Annotated in this window: 19 protein-coding genes and 1 pseudogene; 8 read left to right on the plus strand and 12 right to left on the minus strand. The window is 37.5% G+C overall.

What is annotated here, in order from left to right:
* Position 1: 1 nt before the first annotated feature.
* Both recD and recB read right to left on the minus strand, forming a co-directional pair.
* Positions 2–1,936: an exodeoxyribonuclease V subunit alpha gene (gene recD / locus EL215_RS08340; RefSeq protein ID WP_126471460.1), complete on the minus strand. Its 1,935-nt coding sequence runs from the start codon at positions 1,934–1,936 to the stop codon at positions 2–4.
* Positions 1,936–5,604, minus strand: a complete 3,669-nt coding sequence (recB, locus tag EL215_RS08345; RefSeq protein ID WP_126471461.1) for an exodeoxyribonuclease V subunit beta — start codon at positions 5,602–5,604, stop codon at positions 1,936–1,938. The genes recD and recB overlap by 1 nt, the downstream gene beginning before the upstream one ends.
* Before the next feature lie 138 nt (positions 5,605–5,742).
* Between recB and EL215_RS08350 the strand changes: the two genes are divergently transcribed.
* The 5 genes and pseudogenes from EL215_RS08350 to EL215_RS08365 all read left to right on the plus strand — a co-directional run bounded on the left by EL215_RS08350 (position 5,743) and on the right by EL215_RS08365 (position 12,628).
* On the plus strand, positions 5,743–7,290 hold the full coding sequence (locus EL215_RS08350; protein WP_126471463.1) for a type I restriction-modification system subunit M: 1,548 nt from the start codon (positions 5,743–5,745) through the stop codon (positions 7,288–7,290).
* A 7-nt stretch (positions 7,291–7,297) separates the two neighbouring features.
* Positions 7,298–7,897 (plus strand): restriction endonuclease subunit S, encoded by a 600-nt coding sequence (locus tag EL215_RS10325; protein ID WP_197721742.1) that lies wholly within the window; start codon positions 7,298–7,300, stop codon positions 7,895–7,897.
* A gap of 1 nt (position 7,898) precedes the next feature.
* Complete coding sequence (locus EL215_RS10330) at positions 7,899–8,447, plus strand: restriction endonuclease subunit S (protein WP_197721743.1); 549 nt, start codon at positions 7,899–7,901, stop codon at positions 8,445–8,447.
* A gap of 74 nt (positions 8,448–8,521) precedes the next feature.
* Positions 8,522–9,535 (plus strand): virulence RhuM family protein, encoded by a 1,014-nt coding sequence (locus tag EL215_RS08360; protein ID WP_126471465.1) that lies wholly within the window; start codon positions 8,522–8,524, stop codon positions 9,533–9,535.
* A pseudogene (locus EL215_RS08365) lies at positions 9,532–12,628 on the plus strand (type I restriction endonuclease subunit R). The gene EL215_RS08360 and the pseudogene EL215_RS08365 overlap by 4 nt, the downstream one beginning before the upstream one ends.
* A 79-nt stretch (positions 12,629–12,707) precedes the next feature.
* Here the strand turns inward: EL215_RS08365 and EL215_RS08370 are convergent.
* The 3 genes from EL215_RS08370 to EL215_RS08380 all read right to left on the minus strand — a co-directional run bounded on the left by EL215_RS08370 (position 12,708) and on the right by EL215_RS08380 (position 15,406).
* A complete protein-coding gene (locus tag EL215_RS08370) occupies positions 12,708–13,064 on the minus strand; it encodes a DsrE/DsrF/TusD sulfur relay family protein (RefSeq protein WP_126471467.1) in 357 nt (118 codons plus the stop codon).
* Positions 13,065–13,125: 61 nt separating this feature from the next.
* On the minus strand, positions 13,126–14,433 hold the full coding sequence (locus EL215_RS08375) for an NCS2 family permease (protein ID WP_126471469.1): 1,308 nt from the start codon (positions 14,431–14,433) through the stop codon (positions 13,126–13,128).
* 19 nt (positions 14,434–14,452) lie between these two features.
* Complete coding sequence (locus EL215_RS08380) at positions 14,453–15,406, minus strand: oxidoreductase (RefSeq protein ID WP_126471471.1); 954 nt, start codon at positions 15,404–15,406, stop codon at positions 14,453–14,455.
* Positions 15,407–15,483: 77 nt separating this feature from the next.
* Here EL215_RS08380 and ybaK point away from each other — a divergent pair, with 77 nt between their 5' ends.
* On the plus strand, positions 15,484–15,963 hold the full coding sequence (ybaK, locus tag EL215_RS08385) for a Cys-tRNA(Pro) deacylase (RefSeq protein WP_126471473.1): 480 nt from the start codon (positions 15,484–15,486) through the stop codon (positions 15,961–15,963).
* Between the two features lie 60 nt (positions 15,964–16,023).
* Here the strand turns inward: ybaK and fabA are convergent, their stop codons facing one another.
* The gene (fabA, locus tag EL215_RS08390) at positions 16,024–16,557 is read right to left on the minus strand and encodes a bifunctional 3-hydroxydecanoyl-ACP dehydratase/trans-2-decenoyl-ACP isomerase (protein ID WP_005698958.1); all 534 of its coding nucleotides are present in this window, start codon (positions 16,555–16,557) and stop codon (positions 16,024–16,026) included.
* Between the two features lie 165 nt (positions 16,558–16,722).
* Complete coding sequence (locus EL215_RS08395; protein WP_126471475.1) at positions 16,723–18,525, minus strand: AAA family ATPase; 1,803 nt, start codon at positions 18,523–18,525, stop codon at positions 16,723–16,725.
* Between the two features lie 102 nt (positions 18,526–18,627).
* On the opposite strand from EL215_RS08395, the gene matP reads away from it, so the two are divergent.
* On the plus strand, positions 18,628–19,077 hold the full coding sequence (gene matP / locus EL215_RS08400; protein WP_126471477.1) for a macrodomain Ter protein MatP: 450 nt from the start codon (positions 18,628–18,630) through the stop codon (positions 19,075–19,077).
* 80 nt (positions 19,078–19,157) lie between these two features.
* On the opposite strand, the gene cspD is transcribed toward matP, so the two are convergent.
* The 5 genes from cspD to EL215_RS08420 all read right to left on the minus strand — a co-directional run bounded on the left by cspD (position 19,158) and on the right by EL215_RS08420 (position 21,068).
* Positions 19,158–19,367 (minus strand): cold shock domain-containing protein CspD, encoded by a 210-nt coding sequence (cspD, locus tag EL215_RS08405; RefSeq protein WP_049358078.1) that lies wholly within the window; start codon positions 19,365–19,367, stop codon positions 19,158–19,160.
* Between the two features lie 146 nt (positions 19,368–19,513).
* Positions 19,514–19,678: a YoaH family protein gene (locus tag EL215_RS10335; protein WP_197721744.1), complete on the minus strand. Its 165-nt coding sequence runs from the start codon at positions 19,676–19,678 to the stop codon at positions 19,514–19,516.
* A 12-nt stretch (positions 19,679–19,690) separates the two neighbouring features.
* Positions 19,691–20,407, minus strand: a complete 717-nt coding sequence (truC, locus tag EL215_RS08410) for a tRNA pseudouridine(65) synthase TruC (protein ID WP_232013305.1) — start codon at positions 20,405–20,407, stop codon at positions 19,691–19,693.
* Complete coding sequence (locus EL215_RS10405; protein WP_075875490.1) at positions 20,408–20,728, minus strand: YqcC family protein; 321 nt, start codon at positions 20,726–20,728, stop codon at positions 20,408–20,410. It abuts the gene before it with no gap.
* A 70-nt stretch (positions 20,729–20,798) separates the two neighbouring features.
* Positions 20,799–21,068, minus strand: coding sequence for an acylphosphatase (locus tag EL215_RS08420; protein WP_126471478.1), 270 nt, complete (start codon positions 21,066–21,068; stop codon positions 20,799–20,801).
* 121 nt (positions 21,069–21,189) lie between these two features.
* Here EL215_RS08420 and EL215_RS08425 point away from each other — a divergent pair, with 121 nt between their 5' ends.
* Complete coding sequence (locus EL215_RS08425; RefSeq protein ID WP_049358082.1) at positions 21,190–21,846, plus strand: curli polymerization inhibitor CsgI-related protein; 657 nt, start codon at positions 21,190–21,192, stop codon at positions 21,844–21,846.
* The last annotated feature ends 44 nt before the right edge of the window (positions 21,847–21,890 follow it).

Below are 21,890 nucleotides of genomic sequence, written 5' to 3' on the forward strand. Positions count from 1 at the left end.
TTTACTCCTCTTTTTCCTGTAATAATTTTCCTAATCCACTTTGTCGTTTTACGGTATTTCTGACCGCACTTTGCCAGATTTTTTCATTGGCAAATACGGAAAGTTGATTTTTCGCACGGGTAACACCAGTAAATACCAGCTCTCGTGAAAGCACTGGATTGGGTTCTGTTGGTAACACCATGACGGTATGTTCAAACTCCGAACCTTGGGATTTATGAATTGTCATCATAAATGCAGGCTCATGAGCGGGAATACGACTGGTAGAAACTTCTCGACTGCCGAACCACACTTTGCCTTTAGCTAAACACAAGCCAATATCGCCGTTATACAGTTTAACATTATGATCGTTTTCGGTAATCATAATTGGCTTACCAATATACCAATCGTATTCTTGACGGAACCAAAGTAATTTCTCAGCTCGTAATGCTAAAGCAATTTCACGATTTAATTCTTCCACACCTAATGCCGAAGCTCGAAGTGCGGTCAAAAATCTCACTGAATTAAAGCGATCTAAAATCGCTTCCGCATAAGTTTTTTCGTTGCCCTTTTCATCTATAAATTTTGCATTGAGATCTTTCTTCTGAGCAAAATAAGTTTGAAGTTGGGTTAAATAAACACGGTAATTTTCAACCGCACTTTTCACCACTTGGCGAACAGATTCTTTAACGTCTTGTTCTTCATCAAAATGATGGAAATGCAACTCTTGTGGATATTCCGCAAAAGTCTCCACACTGCCCTCACCTTTTCCTTGCTGAATTTGCTCAGCAAGTTGTTTAATGCCCGAGTCATCTCGGAAACGACGACTAAAGGTTAAATGACAAATGGCATCACGTAACGGACTATGTTCATCTGAAGTTGGAACGGTATAGCCTGTTGTTGCATGGATATAATCGGCTTGAGCAGGGCTATAATCTTGCGTTAAAAATTGTGCGATTTCGCCTAATACCGCCCCAGCTTCTACTGAAGCTAATTGAGCCTGGTCTCCCAATAAAATCAAACGTGTTTCAGGCTTCAACGCTTGCACAAGTTTCGCCATCATAGGCAAATCAATCATCGAGGTTTCATCCACCACTAATACATCAATTTGCAGTGGATTATGTGCATGATATTTTACGCTATCGGTAAAAGGTCGAACACCTAGCAAACGATGCAACGTTTCTGCGCTTTTAGGAATGGATGCACGTAATTCATCTGAAATCGGCATTTGTGCCAAAGCGTTTTCGATAGATTCCGTTAAACGAGCCGCAGCTTTTCCTGTTGGCGCAACCAATTTAATGTGAAGCTTGCCACCAAATAATTCCTGTAATACACATAACAAGCGAGTGACTGTCGTGGTTTTCCCTGTTCCAGGGCCACCTGTAATCACAGAAAATGGACTTTTTACTGCCGTTGCGACTGCTACTTTTTGCCAATCAACTTGTGCTTGTTGTTGAGGAAAATAGCGATCTAATAAGGTTCGAATTTGTTGCGATTCTACCGATAAAGTGCGGTCATTTTTCAGTGCGTTTTTAATATATTGCGCAACACGAAATTCATCTTGCCAAGCTCGGTAGAAATAAATCGCCCCAAATTGAAATGCGAGAGGCGCAATCTGATTTTCAGGATCTTGTGTAAAAGCAATATGCCCCGCTAAGGCTGATTGCCATTTTGATACAGGAAGTGAACCAATCTTTTCATTGATCAGCGACAAAAAATCCGTTTCAGTATGACGATAAGCCAAGCCGAATAAATTACGTTCTAAGAAACGATCTAACACACAACAAGTATTACCTTGCGTATAGCTCCAGTTGCAAAGTGCGGCTAATAAAATCGCTAAATTTTGTACGGGTTCGGCATAGACTTTATCTTTTTGTTTATCAGCAATTAATTGAGCAAAATAATAATCGCCTTGAGTAATCACACCTTGTTCTTGCAAGGATTTTAATAGGCTTAACATTAAAATAATTCCTCTAATTGTTGGATTAATTGCCAATCTGGTTTATCAAAAAAGATGCCCGATTGCGGTGAACCATTCATTCCTCGTAAAAATGCATAGACTACACCACCAAAATCTCGGTTGTAATCATAGTGAGGCAAACGTGTTTTTAAATAACGGTGTAATGCCACCACATACAACAAGTATTGCCAATCATAGTGATGCTCTAACATGGCTTTTTTCAATGCAGCTTGATCGTAATCCTTTAATGCCTCACCCAAGAAATTCGATTTGTAATCAAGCAAATAATATTTATCTTGATAACTGAAAACTAAGTCCATTGTGCCTCGCACCATACCTTGAATATCATCAAACTGTAACGGTTCTGATGGCAAATGATGTAAGGTTGCTAACGCTCGATTAAAACCTGCGACATCAAAATGGCTTGTGATATTGAGATAAAACGCCAACTCTTTTAAGCATTGTTTTTCGTTAATTTGAGCAAGAGTAAAATCATCGTTTGGCAAAATTGGCGTGCTGAGTATTTGTGCAAACCACTGTTGAACTGCTGCAAATTGCTCTTCGGCAATATTCAAATCCTGACATAATTTTTCAATGTTTTCTTTCTCAGCCAGTTGAGCAAAAGGCACTTTTTCAAAATAACGATGCAATAACGTACCAATTTGTGTTCCACGTGGGAAATCTAAAACCATTTCATCGTTATCATGAGCAAGTGCGGTCAGATTTTCAGTGATATTTTCTGTTAAAATCGATGCATCATAATCTTTCGCATCATCAAAAATGAGTGATTTTTTCACCGCATTTTCATTCAAATAAGCTTTACGTTGATGAGTTTGTTCTATGCCACTAAAGCTCGTCACTCGCCAATCTTGTTCAATTTCACCTTGGAAAATTTCTGCACTTAAATTTTCTTGAGAAATATTTAAGGTAAGTGGTTCACTGGCTTGTAACATATCGGTTAATTCAATCGCTACATCATTGGGTAAAAGTTGCTTAAATTTTTCCAATAACGGTTGAGTATCCCAATTATTTGGCAAATCGAGTTTTCGACCAATTTCACCTTGCGTTAAAACATACAATAAAGCATTCCATTTTTTATCAAAGGCTTTCGGTAACACAAAGGCCATTTGGTATTTTGCTCGAGTCAATGCTACATAAAGCAAACGCAATTCTTCCGCAAAAACTTCTTCGGTTAATTCATCCAAGTGTTGATCTTGCATATCCCACAAGGTTTTGTTTTGTTTCTTATCGTAATATAAATTAAATAGTTTCTTTTTAGTTGGGGCTTTTGCTGCATTTCCTAAAAATGGCAACCAAACCAAATCATATTCCAACCCTTTGGATTTATGGATAGTCACAATCTTCACTAACTGACGTTCGCTTTCTAAACGAATTTGTGCTTCTTGACGACCATTATCTTGAATTTGCTTTTCAAACCAGCGCAATAATGCTGCTTCACTTTCATTTAATGCGGCAGCTTGCTGTAAAATTTCAGCTAAATGTAATAAATCCGTCAGTTTTCGCTCACCATCAGGCCGAGATAAGAGTTTTTCTGTGATATTTTCAGCTAAAAGTAAATGATGCAACATCGGCAAGACGCCTTGACGTTGCCAAATTTGTTGATACTCTGCAAATTTTTCAGCCCAACGTTGCCACTGAATTTCATCCTGGTGAATTTGGTGAATTTCAGCTGCATTTAAGCCGAAAAGTGCGGTCGCAATGGCATTCAAAATTGGGCGTTCCGTCACGCTCAAACAAGCTTGCAAAATCAAGGCAAGTTCTTTTGCTGTATTACTCTCAAATACATTTCCCCTATCCGAAAGGTAAACCGAGGCAATACCGAGTGCTTGCAATTCTTTTTTCACCAGATCTGCTTCGGTATAACCACGCACCAAAACGGCAATATTTTCTGCTTGCAATGTTTGATTTTCCGCTTTACTTTCATTCGGAAAAACAACCGGATTTTCAGCCGCACTTTTTAACCATTGCTGAATCGATGTCGCACAAGCTTTCGCATAATCTTGCTGGGTGGATTCGTCTTTATCATTAATGTAAAAACGGAAGGCCGGTTCAGGTTGATTATTCAACTGAAAAACAAGATTTTTCTTGGCTGCGCCGACGTTTAAAAATTCAATATTTTTATAAATAAAGGGGTCATTTTTAAAATCAAATAATCGATTTACCCCTTCCACTAAAGCTTGGGATGAACGGTAGTTTATGCCTAAATTAAAACGCTCGCTCGCTTCGTCCGCTGCTTTTAAATAAGTGAAAATATCGGCACCACGGAAACGATAAATCGCCTGTTTTGGGTCCCCGATCATCATAAAGCCAACATTACCAGACGCGGTTTTATTGTGATAAATTTTCGAGAAAATTTGATACTGTAACGCATCCGTATCTTGGAATTCGTCAATCATGGCAAAAGGATATTGAAAACGAATTAATTCCGCTAACTGTTCACCGCCCTCACCATATAGTGCTTCTTTCAATAAGCGTAATAAATCATCAAAAGATTTTTCAGGATGATTCGCTTTGTATTCAAGGCGTTTCTTTTGAATACCTTGACGATAGTGATAGAGAATGATTTTTTTTAATAAATCACTAGGTTGATGTTTTTCAACCAATTCTTCAAGCTCTGCAAAAATTGACGCATAAAACGGTATAGCTGCTTTTTTATTTTTCGTTTTTTCTGTCTGCTTTTCGTATTTTTGCTCAATCGAAGATTGTAAAAAATAATCCCTTAATGTTTTATTAATTTCATAGTCTAGTGGGTTATTTGCCCATTCATTAATCTGTTCAATCCACGTTTTGAGACGTTCTTTTTGGTAGCTACTACGACTGAGAGATTTGAGCTGATCTTTTGGATAATCTTTTGTTATTTCCTCCATGATAATGGAGGAAATTTCATCTACATTTTTTAACCAAAAAACTTTTAGAGCTTCAACAGCTTTTAATCGCTCTCCCACATTTTTCTGTAAAAATTCATCAATTGACAACGACAAGCTTTGTTGGTTGTCCGTCGCTACCGATACATCTTTGTTTAAATCCGATTCTAAAATACTTAGCACATCATCAGGCGAACCTAACTCTTTCGAGATAAAATTAGCAATCTCGAAAGGTTGGGAATAAAAATGCTCCCGCCAAAATTCATTTGCAAATTGTTTGAGTAAATCAGACTGATCTTTGAGAAGTTTTAAATTGAAATGCACGCCTGAATTGAAAGCATGTTGCATCAGCATTCGGCGACAAAAACCGTGAATGGTATAAATGGAGGCTAAATCTAAATTTTGCTCGGCCAACTTTAAGCGGCGAAGTGCGGTCGAAATATCTTCTAAATAAGGCAACAATTCCGCTAAAAATTGATGTTCCCCAGTAAAAATCGCCTTATTTTGCTTTTCATAATATTCAGAAAAAACCGAAATTGCCGCCGTTAAACGTTCCCGAATTTTGCGTTTTAAATCTTCCGTCGCCATTTCAGTAAAGGTTACGACCAAAATCTCTTCCACATTCAACGGACGAGAAAAACAATTCTCACCAGCCTGTAAAAGTAAACGAAGATAGATAGAACCAATGGTATAGGTTTTCCCTGTACCTGCAGAGGCTTCAATTAAATTGACTTGATTTAAGGGTAACGAAATGGCATTAAGTGCGGTTGATTTTTGGCTCATTTTTTTTATTTTTTGGAAACATTAGCGTGTTCTTATTGTAGAGGAATTTCCATAGAAATTCATTTAGTTATTATTTATTTCTTGTATAATTTGGAGCATTTATATCTTAATAATGACACAAAATATTCTGAGGATTTTATGGCAGCAGCAATTCAACAACGTGCCGAACTTCAACGCCGTATTTGGCAAATCGCTAATGATGTACGCGGTTCCGTCGATGGTTGGGATTTTAAACAATATGTTTTAGGTACACTTTTCTATCGTTTTATCAGCGAAAACTTTGCCAACTACATTGAAGGTGGAGATGATAGCGTTGATTATTCTGCTTTTAATGATAACGACCCTATTATTGCGGCAATTAAAGAAGACACCATCAAAGCAAAAGGCTATTTTATTTACCCTAGCCAATTATTTAAAAATGTCGTCGCAACAGCCAACACTAATCCGAATTTAAATACAGACCTAAAAAGTATTTTTACAGCTATCGAAAACTCCGCTACTGGCTACCCTTCCGAACAGGATATCAAAGGCTTATTTGCTGATTTTGATACCACCAGCAACCGCCTAGGTAATACCGTTGCCGATAAAAACAGCCGCCTAGCAGCCGTATTAAAAGGCGTTGCTGAGTTAGATTTTGGTGACTTTGAAGATAATCATATCGATTTATTCGGTGATGCTTACGAATTTTTAATTTCCAACTATGCTGCTAATGCCGGTAAATCAGGTGGCGAGTTCTTTACACCACAATGCGTTTCCAAGCTGATTGCTCGACTGGCTTTATATGGACAAGACAAGGTCAATAAAATTTACGACCCTGCTGCCGGTTCGGGTTCTTTGTTATTGCAGGCGAAAAAACCATTTGATGAACATATCATCGAAGAAGGATTCTTCGGGCAGGAAATTAATCACACCACTTACAACCTTGCTCGTATGAATATGTTTTTGCATAACATCAACTACGACAAGTTTGATATCGCCCTTGGCAACACCTTAATGAATCCGCAATTTGGCGATGATAAACCTTTCGATGCTATTGTCTCTAACCCGCCTTACTCAGTGAAATGGATTGGCTCAGACGATCCGACGTTAATTAACGATGAACGCTTTGCCCCTGCTGGCGTGCTTGCGCCAAAATCCAAAGCGGACTTTGCCTTTATTTTGCATGCGTTAAGTTATCTTTCAGCAAAAGGCCGAGCGGCAATTGTCTCCTTCCCTGGTATTTTTTATCGTGGCGGTGCGGAGCAAAAAATTCGTCAATATTTGGTCGATAATAACTATATAGAAACGGTGATTGCGCTTGCGCCAAATCTCTTTTTCGGCACCAGTATTGCGGTGAATATTTTGGTACTTTCCAAACATAAACCCGATACCCAAACCCAATTTATCGATGCCAGCGGTTTATTTAAATCTGCCACCAATAACAATATTTTAGAAGAGGAACATATTGAGCAAATTCTCAAATTGTTTGCCGATAAAGAAGATGTGCCGCATTTGGCTACATCCGTGTCCTTTGAAGACATCGTTAAAAATGACTACAACCTTGCGGTGAGTTCTTATGTGGAACAAAAAGACACCCGAGAAGTGATCGATATCGATAAACTCAACGCTGAAATTAAACAAACTGTTGCTAATATCGACCGCTTGCGTGCGGAAATTGACAAGATTGTGGCGGAGATTGAGGGATAAAAACACCATGAAAAACAACCGCACTTTTTTAGAAAAATTATTGGATGGGGCTGAGGTTGAGTGGAAGAAACTTTGTAAAGTTTCAGAAATAGAAAAAGGAAAACAGCTTAATAAAGCACTTTTAACTGAAACGGGAGAATACCCCGTAATAAATGGAGGAATCAATCCTTCAGGTTATTGGCACGAATATAATAATGAGGCGAATACAATTGTAATTAGTCAAGGTGGTGCGAGTGCAGGTTATGTCAATTGGATGACAACACCATTTTTTGCTGGTGCGCATGCTTATGTAGTAAAAACTAATGAAACATTAGTTCAAAAACGTTATGCGTATCATTTTCTTAAAATGAATCAAGTTAAATTTATGCAAAATCAATATGGAGCTGGAATTCCTGCTTTAGCTAAATCAGATTTAGCAAATTTACTTATTCCCATCCCCCCACTCTCCGTCCAAACCGAAATCGTGCGAATTTTGGACGCATTGACAGCGCTTACCAGCGAGCTTATACTACGCCAGAAACAATATGAATACTATCGGGAAAAATTACTATCTTTTGATAGTTTAGAACAATTAAATTCGGGGGGGAGGGAAGAAGAAACTTATTGATGTGGCTTATTTCCAAAATGGAAAAGGGCATGAAAAAAATATTGATGAAAACGGTTCATTTATTGTTATAAATTCAAAATTTATTTCAACAAATGGAACTGTAAAAAAATATTGTAATGACCAGCTTGTTCCTTTATTTAAAGAGGATATTTTGATTGTGATGAGTGATTTGCCAAACGGAAAGGCTCTTGCAAAAACATTCTTTGTAACAGAAGACAACAAATATACTCTTAATCAACGTATAGGAAGAATTACAGTAAAAGAAGGAGGGGAATTACTCCCTAGTTTTGTTAATCATTTTTTAAATAGAAATAAACAATTGACAAAATATGATAATGGTACAGATCAGACAAATTTAAGAAAGGATCAAATACTTGATGTTGTAATACCAATTCCTCCACTCGAACAACAACAGCGTATCGTTTCAATCCTCGATAAATTTGAAACCTTAACCAATTCCATTACCGAAGGCTTACCTTTAGCGATTGAACAAAGCCAAAAGCGGTATGAATATTATAGAGAATTGTTATTAAATTTTCATAACCCGTAGGGTGGGCTTCAGCCCACCAATTAATCACAACAAACGGTGGGTTAAAGCTCACTCTACAAATTTGAGAAGAAATAATGAACAACTTAATCATCTACAACACCGATGACGGTAAATCTCACGTTGCTTTGTTAGTTGTTGAAAATGAGGCTTGGCTAACCCAAAATCAGCTTGCGGAACTTTTTGACACCTCTGTACAAAATATCGCCTTACATATAAAAAATATATTAAAAGACAATGAATTAGACGAAAATTCAGTTATCAAGGATTACTTGATAACTGCCCAAGATGGCAAGCAATATCAAGTAAAACATTATTCCCTTGATATGACTCTCGCCATCGGCTTTCGTGTGCGTAGCCCTCGTGGTGTACAGTTTCGTCGTTGGGCGAATACGCAATTACGTACCTATTTAGATAAAGGTTTTCTATTAGATAAAGAGCGGTTGAAAAATCCGCAAGGTCGATTTGATCATTTTGATGAATTACTGGAACAAATTCGTGAAATTCGAGCCAGTGAATTGCGATTTTATCAAAAAGTACGAGAGTTATTTAAATTATCTAGTGACTACGATAAAACAGATAAAGTCACTCAAATGTTTTTTGCAGAAACACAAAATAAGTTGATCTATGCCATTACACAACAAACCGCTGCAGAACTCATTTGTACTCGTGCAAATGCTGAATTGCCTAATATGGGCCTCACCTCTTGGAAAGGTGCTGTTGTACGTAAAGGGGATATTATTACCGCTAAAAACTATTTAACCCGTGATGAATTAGATTCCTTGAATCGTCTAGTGATGATCTTTTTAGAAAGTGCCGAATTACGCGTTAAAAACCGTCAAGATCTGACATTAAATTTCTGGCGTAATAATGTCGATAATTTAATTGAATTTAACGGTTTTCCGCTGCTTATCGGTAATGGAACCCGAACCGTAAAACAAATGGAAACCTTTACTAAAGAACAATATGCCTTATTTGATCAGGTCAGAAAACAGCAAAAACGCATACAGGCTGATAATGAAGATTTAGACATTTTAGAAAATTGGCAAAAAGATCTGAAAAAAAAATCAATAATTAAGGAAAATTCATGACCCAATACAAAACCATCGCTGAATCCAATAATTTTATCGTTTTAGATCAATATAATAAATTTGTGGAAGAACCTAACGTGGGTTACCAAACGGAAGGGAGCCTTGAGCGTGAGTTTATTCGTGATTTACGGGCGCAAGGCTATGAGTATTTGCAAGATATCAATGGTCATGATGCGTTGATTAAAAACTTACGGGTGCAATTACAGCACTTGAATAATGTGGTTTTCTCTGATGCGGAATGGCGACGTTTTTTAGAGGAATATTTGGATAAACCCAGTGATAGTCTGATTGAGAAAACCCGCAAAGTTCATGATGACTATATTTATGATTTTGTGTTTGATAATGGACGCATTCAGAATATTTATCTGCTAGATAAGAAAAATCTTGCTAATAACACCCTGCAAGTTATCAATCAATTTGAACAAACCGGTAACTATGACAATCGTTATGATGTGACGATTTTGGTCAATGGCTTACCGCTTGTGCATATCGAACTAAAAAAACGCGGTGTGGCTATTCGTGAAGCCTTTAATCAAATTCATCGCTACAGCAAAGAAAGTTTCAATAAAGAAAATTCGCTCTTTAAATATATTCAAATTTTTGTCATTTCTAATGGCACAGATACCCGCTACTTTGCCAATACCACCAAGCGTGATAAGAACAGCTATGACTTCACAATGAATTGGGCAACGGCAAAAAATACTCTAATTAAAGATTTAAAGGATTTTACGGCGACATTCCTACAAAAACATACCCTGCTTAATGTGTTGGTAAATTACTGCGTGTTTGATGTTTCTGACACCCTATTAATTATGCGCCCCTATCAAATAGCCGCCACCGAGCGTATTTTATGGAAAATTAAAAGTTCATATCAGGCGAAAAATTGGAGCAATAAAGAAAGTGGTGGCTACATTTGGCACACTACAGGCTCAGGCAAAACGCTCTCCAGCTTTAAAGCCGCACGCCTTGCAACGGAATTAGACTTTATTGAAAAAGTATTCTTCGTAGTAGATAGAAAAGATTTGGACTATCAAACTATGAAAGAATACCAACGTTTTTCACCGGATAGCGTGAATGGTTCGGAAAGTACGGCTGGGCTAAAACGCAATATCGAAAAAGACGATAATAAGATCATCGTTACCACCATTCAAAAACTCAACAACCTGATGAAATCGGAAGATAAATTACCGATTTACGATAAACAGGTCGTTTTTATCTTTGATGAATGTCATCGTTCTCAATTTGGTGAAGCGCAAAAAAATCTAACAAGAAAATTTAAAAAATACTATCAATTTGGTTTTACCGGCACGCCTATTTTCCCAACTAACGCATTAGGTGCTGAAACTACAGCGAGTGTTTTTGGCATTGAACTCCACTCTTACATTATCACCGATGCGATTCGTGATGAAAAAGTGTTGAAATTTAAAGTGGATTACAATGATGTACGGCCACAATTCAAGAGCATTGAAACTGAAAAGAATCTTGAAGAGCTAACAAAACTCGAGAAAAAACAAGCCTTTTTACAACCTAAACGTATTGAGCAAATTGCCCAATATGTTCTAGATAATTTCAAGTAAAAAAACCCATCGCTTTAATGCGGGTAACAATGGCTTTAATGCGATGTTTGCGGTAAGTAGCGTGGATGCGGCCAAAGCTTATTATCAAACGTTTAAACAGTTACAAAGTGCGGTCAAAAATCCACTTAAAATTGCAACAATCTTTTCGTTTGCCGCGAATGAAGAGCAAGATGCGATTGGCGATATTGTTGATGAAAGTTTTGAAGTGGAAGCGATGAACTCCTCGGCTAAGGAATTTTTAAAATCTGCCATTGATGATTACAACGGCTATTTTGCCACCAATTATGATGTGGATGCGAAATCGTTCCAAAACTACTATCGTGATCTCGCCAAACGCGTCAAAAACAAAGAAGTGGATTTACTGATTGTCGTTGGAATGTTTTTAACCGGTTTTGATGCGCCAACCTTAAACACGTTATTTGTGGATAAAAACTTGCGTTACCATGGTTTGATTCAAGCTTATTCTCGTACAAACCGCATTTACAACAGCACCAAAAGTTTTGGCAATATCGTCACTTTCCGCGATTTGGAACAAGATACCATTGATGCGATTACCCTTTTCGGTAAATCTAATACGCGCAATATCGTATTAGAAAAAAGTTACCAAGAATATATGGAAGGCTTTACCGATGCGGGTGTTGCCCGTCGTGGGTATTTAGAGGTTATTGCTGAATTGCAAGAACACTTCCCTGATCCTGATGAAATTCAAACGGAAAAAGACAAGAAAGACTTTGTAAAATTATTTGGTGAATATTTGCGGGTTGAAAACATTCTGCAAAACTATGATGAGTTCGCTGCTTTACAAGCATTTCAATCGCTCGATACCAGCGATGCAAAAGCCGTTGAAGCCTTTAAAGAAAAATATTATTTAACGGATGAAGCTTTTACTGAAATGCAACCTATTGATATGCCAAGTGAACGTAGCATTCAGAATTACCGTTCAACTTACAATGATATTCGGGATTGGCTCCGTCGTCAAAAAGATGGCGAAGAAAAAGCAAAATCGACCATTGATTGGGACGATGTGGTGTTTGAAGTAGATTTATTAAAATCTCAAGAAATCAATCTAGATTACATCTTAGAATTGATTTTTGAACACAACAAAAAAATGAAAAATAAAGCTGAGCTGATTGATGAAATTCGAACCACAATCCGAGCGAGCCTAGGTAATCGCGCCAAAGAAAGTTTAATTGTAGATTTTATCAATCAAACTGACTTAGATAGCATAGTCGATAAAGCCGGTATTATTGAATCCTTCTTCCAATTTGCCCAAAAAGAGCAACAGAAAGAAGCTGACGAATTAATTAGCAGTGAAGAGCTGAATATTGATGCTGCGAAGCGTTATATTAATGTCTCTTTAAAACGCGGATATGCTAGTGAACAAGGTACGGATTTAAATGATGCCCTACCGAAAATGAGTCCGCTTAATCCGCAATATCTCACGAAAAAACAAAGCATTTTCCAAAAGATTGTTGCCTTTGTTGAGAAATTTGTTGGGATTGGTGGCGAGGTTTAAAAACTTAAATCAACTATATAGAATTAAAAAGGTGTAATCTATTGATTACACCTTTTTATTTTGTCAGTTTTATCAGAAATTAGAACGTTAAAACTTTATCCGCCCATAATGTCCACTCGGATACATCATCTAAGGTACCAAGGGTCACACCGTCAATTAATTTAGCATCTAATAAACCACGTGCTTTTACACAGCTGGTGCATAATTTAATTTCAGCGCCTTGTGACGCTAAAATATCGATAAGTTGTTGGATATTGAAACCTTCATTTGGGTTTTGCCCAGCAATACCGCATAAAATCGCATCAGAAAAGCAGAATAATTTAATATTCACATCCTTGCTATGCTCTTCTTTCATATTGATGGCGAAACGAACAGCATTGAATGTTTTTTCTCCGCTATATGGGGAATCGTTGACGATAAAAAGAATATTTTGCATGACGCACTCCTTGTTACAATGCTATAAAAATGAAGGCGTAATAAATTACGCCTTTATGAAATCAACCAACCCAAACGAACTTGGCTACAAATAATAAAGACACCACCCATACTGGGGCATTGACCTCACGTATTCTACCTGTACAGGCCTTCATGACGCAATAACTAATAAAGCCAAATGCGATACCTTCAGTAATTGAATAAGTAAATGGCATCATCGCTGCAGTGATAAAAGCAGGTGTTGCTTCAGTTAAATCATCCCAGTGTACACGAATAAGACTGGATGCCATTAAAATCCCCACATAGACTAACGCCCCTGCGGTTGCATAAGCTGGTACGACACTAGCAAGTGGCGAGAAGAAAATGGTAAGTAAGAATAAAACACCGACTGTTACTGCTGTTAAACCTGTTCTACCACCAACTGAAACCCCTGCACCACTTTCAATATAGGTACTGATAGCGGATGTGCCGATATAAGACCCCACCACAGCACTCACGCTATCTACATAAAGAGCTTGTTTCATTTTCGGGAAACGCCCTTTTTCATCGCTGAAACCTGCTTTATCGGTCACGCCTAATAACGTACCTGATGAGTCAAATAGGTTTACTAATAAGAATGAGAAAATGATGCCGAGCAAAGCCGTATCTAAAGCACCAGCAATATCCACTTTCCCCACAACCGCACCTAAACTTGGTGGCATCGAAACAATGCCGTGGAAGGTAACTTGGTCATCAATTAAAAGTGCTAATCCAGTGACTACCGCAATAGAAATTAAAACACCAGAGAAAATATTACGTGCAGCTAAAACTACGATAATAAAGAAACCTAATACGCCAAGCAGAATTTTAGGATCATGTAAATTGCCTAATGCCACTAAGGTTGCAGGATTCGCTACAACCAGCCTCATATTTTTAAAGCCAATTAATGCAATAAAAAAGCCGATACCTGCACCAATTCCCACGCGTAATGAAAGCGGAATAGACGCCATGAGCCAATAACGGATTTGGAATAAGGTGAGAACAAATAAACCAATCGAGCCCCAGAAAATGGTACCCATACCCACTTCCCAAGAATAACCAAGCTTGCCAACTACCACATAGGCGAAAAACGCATTGAGCCCCATGGCTGGTGCAAGAGCGATGGGTAAATTACTGAATAATCCCATTGCAATAGTGCCGAGCGCGGCAATTAAACAAGTGATCACGAAAACAACTTGCTTATCCATTCCCGCATCACCTAATACGGATGGATTTACAAACACGATATACACCATAGTAAAGAAAGTGGTAATACCGGCAATAATTTCGGTTTTGGTCGTACTGTCCTTTTCTTTAATCGAAAAAAGGCGTTCAAGTAAAGATCGTTGCATTGTTTCCCCCTTAACTTAATTAATAACCTTGGTGATAAATCGACTCAAGTAATTTCACACCTAACAAGGCAATATTGAAACGTTGCTCATCAGCTACCGTCCAAAATTCGATACCATTTTCAACCGCACTTTGTTGGCTAATGTGCAATTTTACGCTGTCTTCACCATTTTCATTTTCACCGTTAATTACAGGCGTAATAGGACTATCGTGTAATTCAATCAATTCGCTTTGTTGGGGCTGATAATCAAATTCATAATCTAAAAGTGCAGTCACTTTTTGTGCCATGCCGTAGAAGACGGGTACTTGAATTTGATGGAAAATGACATTGTCTAACTGCGGGAAGATTTTTTGCAATTGCAGATTTAAATTAGCCGCTTGTTGTGGAAACACATCAAAGGCAAAACGGGTTTCACCTTCTTCCAATGGCATACCATTCAGTAAACGAGCGGTTTGTCCAGCAAGTTTATTCACGGTTTCACCATCCATATAAGAAGCCGGTAAAAGTGACGTTGCAAAGACTTGAGTTAAATTCGTTTGTTGAACGATTGGTAATAGAGATAAAGCTAATTGACTCACTTGCGGATCGGGCAAACTCACAATATTACGTTGTCTTAACTCTGTAAGATTTTCTTCATTGATTGTAGGGACCACAACAGGAACATCAGATAATGCAGAGCAAATCCCTTTTAAATCAATTACCACGCAGCCACTTTCTGCAGCTTGTGCCAATAAAGGTGCTTGGTCAATTTGGCCTGCGAAGAAAAGATAATTAACACTATTCCACTCAATTTTATCAGTGGCTAATTGAGCAACTGCTTTATTGCGAAAACGCACTGCTTGTTCTTCTTCAAAAGGATAAATTTCTACAATTGAAACCTTGCCTACATCTAGCTCACTTTGTTCAAGGGCTTCGGCAATTTTTTCACATAGATCAAATTCTGCTGCAATAGCAATATTTAGGCTTGCGTCCATTTTTATCTCCGCTGTAAAATGTTCTGAACCGATTTATTCTACAGAAAAAAAACGCGTAAATACATAAGGAAAATCAGATGACACCGGCAATTGATTTATTAAAGAAAAATAAAATTCCTTTTACTCTCCATACCTATGATCATGACCCTAATAATACGCATTTTGGCGATGAAGCCGCTGAAAAACTCGGGCTTGATCCGCACCAATCCTTTAAAACACTTTTAGTCGCAGAAAATGGCGATCAGAAAAAATTAGCATGTTTTGTGCTTTCCACGGCAAATATGTTGAGTTTAAAGAAAGCGGCAAAATCAATTGGTGTAAAAAAAGTTGAAATGGCCGATAAAGATGAGGCACAAAAAAGCACAGGATATTTAGTCGGTGGCATTAGTCCATTAGGTCAAAAGAAACGTGTAAAAACAGTAATAAATTCGACCGCACTTGAGTTTGATACGATTTTTGTTTCAGGTGGTAAACGCGGATTAAGCGTCGAATTGGCCCCACAAGATTTGGCTAAATTACTGAATGCCGAATTTATCGATATCATTGACGAAGAATAGAAAAAGAAAAGCCCGAATGAATCGGGCTATTATTTTTATATAATGTTGTATTTATTTGAATTAAAAACTTGATGTATCTTGGAATAAGCCAACTTTTAAATCGGTTGCGGTGTAGATAACGCGACCATCAACTTCCACTTCACCATCAGCCATTCCCATCACTAACTTGCGGTTAATTACGCGTTTCATATTGATGCGATAAACCACTTTTTTCGCGGTTGGTAAGATTTGTCCGGTAAATTTCACTTCACCTACGCCTAATGCACGGCCTTTACCTTTGCCGCCGACCCAGCCAAGGAAGAAACCCACTAATTGCCACATCGCATCTAAGCCTAAGCAGCCTGGCATAACTGGGTCACCAATAAAGTGGCAGCCGAAAAACGGTAAATCTGGATGAATATCTAATTCTGCTTCAATATACCCTTTACCAAACGCACCGCCGTCTTCGGTCATTTTTACAATACGATCCATCATCAACATCGTTGGTGCTGGAAGTTGCGGGCCTTCTTTACCAAATAATTCACCACGACCAGAGGCTAATAAATCTTCATAGGTGTAGCTGCTTTTAATATTTGGTGTACAGGTGTTTTCCATTTTTCATTTCCTTGTATATAGTTTTGCTTGGTTATAACCAATAAGTAACGATTTTATATGGATTTAAAAGAAATGTAAATAGCGAACACTTGTTAGCTCAACTTATCGGATCAGTGAGTAAAATTAAGATAAAAGAAAAGCGAACAAAAGGTTCGCTTTAAGAAATTAAGATTTAAAGAAATCTAACCAGCTTTTTTTCGGCGTTTCCGAACGGAAAGCAATTCGATTTTGAATTAAACGCACAATAGGGTCTTTACCCTTCGCATATTCTTCTTTCTCTTCTAATAAATCGCGGTCAAATAGGATTTTGGCTGTTTGATAAATATCCTCAACTTGATAGATGAAGAACTGCTTACTTTTCACTGCCTCAACCACTTCGTCAGATAAACTTAATTGCTGAATTGTTGTTGCAGGAATAATCACACCTTGTTTACCCGTTAAACCACGACGTTGGCAAATAGTGAAAAAGCCTTCAATTTTGTCATTTACTCCGCCTACTGCGTGCGCCAAACCAAATTGGTCAATTGTACCGGTAATCGCAATACTTTGTGGCAATGGCAAATCAGATAACGCACTGACTAATACGAAGAAAATAGCTAGAGACGCACTGTCACCATCAATTTCACCATAAGACTGTTCAAATACTAAGGAAGCAGAAAATGGTAACTGTGATGGCAACTCTAAGATACTGGCCAAACACGCTTCAGAAATCATCATACCTTTCCCGTGGAGGTTGCCCGCTAATTCGTTTTTGCGCTCCACATCCACAACTTCACCATCACCAAACTGCACTAAACAACTGATACGAGAAGGTTCACCAAAACAAACCGGTGTGCCTGGATATTCAATCACAGACAAGCCATTAATCTGCCCAACAATTTCGCCGTTGGTTTCCACATAAATTTGCTCATTGAGAATATCTGCATAAGTGCGTTCACGTAAAAAACCATGCTGCTCGTTTTTTTGTTTAAAAGCTTGCTCAAAATCAACCGCACTTAAAGTTTGTTTTTGTGACAACGTCGCGGTATTAAGCAACATTTCCGTTGTTTTTAATGGTGAAATGTTAATTAAAAAGCGGTCTTCACTCTCACGAACCAATAACTGATAGAGTTTATTTAATGCAGTTAAATCTAAATCGAGCTCATATTTTGAGGCTAATGCCAACACATAATTAGCCCAATTTTCTTGTGCTTTAGGTTGCGCAACAGAATAATAGCTTTCAATTTCAGCGTAATCAGCTAAGCTGTAAAGATCTTCTTCTAACTCACCTAAGGTCGCAATTTCAGTGCGATTGCCTAAAATCACCACTTTTAAATTAAGTGGATAACTTGGAATATCACAAGGCAAGGTTTTAAATGGATGAGCTGAATACCAATCAAAAGTTTGCGTTTGTAAAATATGTTTTAAGCGTTGCCATAAATCAAATTGGCTTAGCATCGTTGCTGCGCTTAAAATCAAAACGCCCCCATTGGCTTGATGCACTAAACCTGGTGCAAGCAAAATATCTTGCGAACTTGGGTGAACACGCACACTACCAAAAAGACTAAATTGATCGGCATGTAATGACTTCAGCACATCACCTTGTGCGGCAAAATTATCCGCTAGTGATTGAGCAGGCTCAGTATAAATACGAGGGAAAGAAAAAGAATCTCCCTGTTCAACTACGTAATTTACCCCAAAAACTGACCGCTCTTTTGGCTGTTCTTGACGAATAAGTTCCGCTAATAAATCTGCATATTCTGCTTGATCATCGGCTTTTAAAACCAATAGAGAGCGACGAGGCTGTTTTAAAAATAAAGAAATCGCTTTTGTGGCATGTTTTTGTAATGACCAAAAATCAGCCTTTTCAGCTGAAAGTTCAGTAATCGATAATTCTGGTTGTAAGGCTTGCCAATTTAAGGCTTGTTCCGAAGATGTTGAAGTCACGACATATCTCGCTTTAATTAAATTGGCGGTATTATCGCACACTTCATCCTAAGTGAAAATCCGTTATAAAAATCTACTGGAAAATTTTGTTTAAAGCGCGTATATTTATGAGGTTACCACGTCACTAAAAAGCATAATAAAACGATGAAATATCAGAAATTAGAAAACCAAGAAGCAAACTGGAAATGGATTTATCTCATTCGCAAATATCGCGAAGGGGAAAAAATTACCCGTTATGAAGAAAAAAGCTTAGAAGAAAGCAAAGTTCAAGAATTAATAGAATGTCAGAATTATCCTGAAAAAATAGAGGAATGGATTAAAAATCACCTTTCTCTTGATTTACCTATTAAACTTGACCAGGCTATTCGTGCAAGACGTAAACGCTTTTTTAATGCTGAAAAACAATCAACGAAGAAAAAATCTATTGATTTAGAATATGGTGTTTGGCTTCGTTTATCTAAATATTCACGCAAAATGAAAATGACACTTTCTGAAACTATCACTTATATGATTGATGAACGTGAAAGCAAAGCATTATATGAAAGCCAAATGACGGCAATGAAAGCCGGTTTAAAAAATTTGCTCAATAAATAAGATGAAAAAAAGCCAAAGTCGAAACCTTGGCTTTTGATTATGCTAAATAGAGAAAATTTTGAAACGTTTTAGCGTTCCATCTATTCCACAATCGGAATAATTTTTGTAGCGTGAGATCCTTTGTCGCCGTGAATCACCTCAAACTGCACACGTTGCCCTGCTTTTAATGAACGGTAACCATCCATTTCAATTGCTGAATAATGTGCAAAAATGTCAGTATCCACGCCTTCTGCAGAAATAAACCCAAATCCTTTTGCGTTGTTAAACCATTTAACTACACCAATTTCCATAGTAGACCTCTATAGGCTTCGCCATTAATTCCTAAAAACAATAAGACTCATGCCTTATCACCTCAATTGGAAATATATTCAAACATTTTATTTTTTTATGCAACAACGAAACTTAAAAAATGATACATTGATCACAAAAATTTTATTTATTTACTCTCAGAAATCGATTTCTCATCTTTTTGATGAATTTCACGTAATGCTTTTACCACAATTTGAATGGCTTCGCCGCTACTCATTCCTTGTGCCATTAATTCCTGAATTTGTTCTACGGCTTTTTGTTGTTGTTCATGGGTTAAATTAATGTCTAACATGATTTCTTCTCGTTAAATTGACCAATTAAATAATTCCATCACACGCTTCCATTGTTCATCTATACCAGCCTTAATTTCTATTTTGGTAAAATGAATAGGATGCTCAAAAATAAGTGTATCTGCGTGTAAAAATAAACGCTGACAGCCAGAATATTCTGTTAAAGCACGATTTTGATGTAAATCACCATATTGTGTATCACCTAAAATAGGATGAAAAACATGTTTCATGTGACGTCGTAACTGATGCTTTCTGCCAGTTTGGGGAATCAGCTTTACTAATGAATATCTCGTGGTTTGATAACGCCCTACCGCATAAGGCATTTCCACAATTTTTAAGCCCTCATAATCCGTCGCCGCCTCTTGAGGCGCTTTATCTTCTTGCGCAAATTTATCCGCAATCTTATCTAATTGGATTTTAAGGGGATAATCAATCCGTCCTTCACCTTGCAAATATCCTCGCACAATCGCTAAATAAGATTTTCGCACCGTTTTCTGTTCAAATTGCTGACACATTAAATTTGCTATTTCACTATTTAAAGCAAATAGCAATACACCTGATGTTGGGCGATCTAATCGATGAATAGGAAAAACATGTTGCCCGATTTGATCTCGCAAGGTTTGCATCACAAATTGTGTTTCATGCGTATCAAGCCAACTACGATGCACCAGCATGCCTGCTGGTTTATTGACGGCAACAAGATATTCATCTTGGTATAAAATTTCTAACATTTATTGATTTTGTAATAAGGCTTCTAATTCACGTAACGGTGTTAATAATTCCACTAAAAAATCTTCTTCTGCTTCTTTAAATGCTTCTTCTAAATAAGGGGATACCGCAATTTGTGAAGGTAAATCTGCCCCGCTTTCAAGTAAGGCGAACATTCTTGGGATGAAAATCCATTGCAACCACTCTTCTGGCGACATCGTATCAATCGCAAAAGGTTCTTGGCTTAAAAAGGCTTCTTGTGCAGGAGGCGTGACTTGCCATAAATCAAGCTTTTGCATCGCAAGCTGTAATTGTTGAAGGTGAAGTTTTGTTTGATTACGCATAATTTTTCCTATTTATAAATAAGCGGCGTATTCTACGAGCATCAAGTAATGCTGTAAAGTGCGGTCTGTATTAACGGTGAATAATAGAAAAGTCAGAATAGCGTTTATTTTCAATATAATCCTCTAAGACTCGTTTAACACTTGCGGTTCTTGGGCCGACTTTTAACCAATTATAAAAATCCTGTAGTTGTTCGTCATTACCTTCGGCAACAATTTCCACACTGCCATCTACACAATTTCTGACGGTGCCTTTAATGCCAATTTTCTCTGCCTCCTTCCAAGTAAAATAGCGAAATCCTACTCCTTGAACTCGCCCATATACAACAAATCGTTTTGCCATGATTTACTCCTTTATTACAAAAACTTTTTAAAAATTAACCGCACTTTCCTATTCCCATTTTTTTAAATTTAGCATAGCATTACAACTATCTAATTTCATTCAAAAAATAAAAGGAGTAATTATGAAATTATGTAAGTTTGCTTTAGGCGTTGTCACACTTGCTGTCAGTATGAGTAGCTTAGCTGGCATGGTAACCAGTTCATCAAACCTTGAATTTCTTGCAATCAACGGCCAAAAAGCCAGCAAATCTCTTCTAAAAGAAAAAAAATCATTCAATGCTGATACGAACCAAACACAACAAGTTGTAGTACGTTTAGGTGAGATCGTTGGTGCGGGTTCTAGCCAAGCGCTTTTTGAATCTAATCCTATTATTGTGACCTTCAAAGGTACGGCTGATGATGTTGTGGTATTTGCCGAAAAAATTCGCTCTCAAGAAGAGGGTGAAAAATTTAATAAACAACCACAAATTACCGTTAAAACAAAATCAGGTAATGTAATTGATGCTAAAATCGACACCTTAAAACAAGAAGGTTTATTCCCCGCTGCGAATATTGTTAACGATTTAGCTGAATATAATGCCTCAAATGCGCCAGCGGCAGTTTCTGCTTTAGCTGTTCCTGCAGTTGGAATGATGCCCATTGTGTCAGGAAAAACAATGAAAGGCAAAGTGGTTGTACAAGGTGAAAACGTTGCTGAACAACAATTACAATACTGGTTCCAACAGGCCGATAAAGAAACCCAAACTCGTTTCTTAAACTGGGCGAAAAAACAAAAATAAGCGTTTTTAACCATACGTTAGAAAAAAGAAGTGAGCCTTCCTCT

The sequence above is a fragment of the Haemophilus parainfluenzae genome (assembly GCF_900638025.1).
Taxonomy (GTDB): Bacteria; Pseudomonadota; Gammaproteobacteria; order Enterobacterales; family Pasteurellaceae; genus Haemophilus_D; species Haemophilus_D parainfluenzae_J.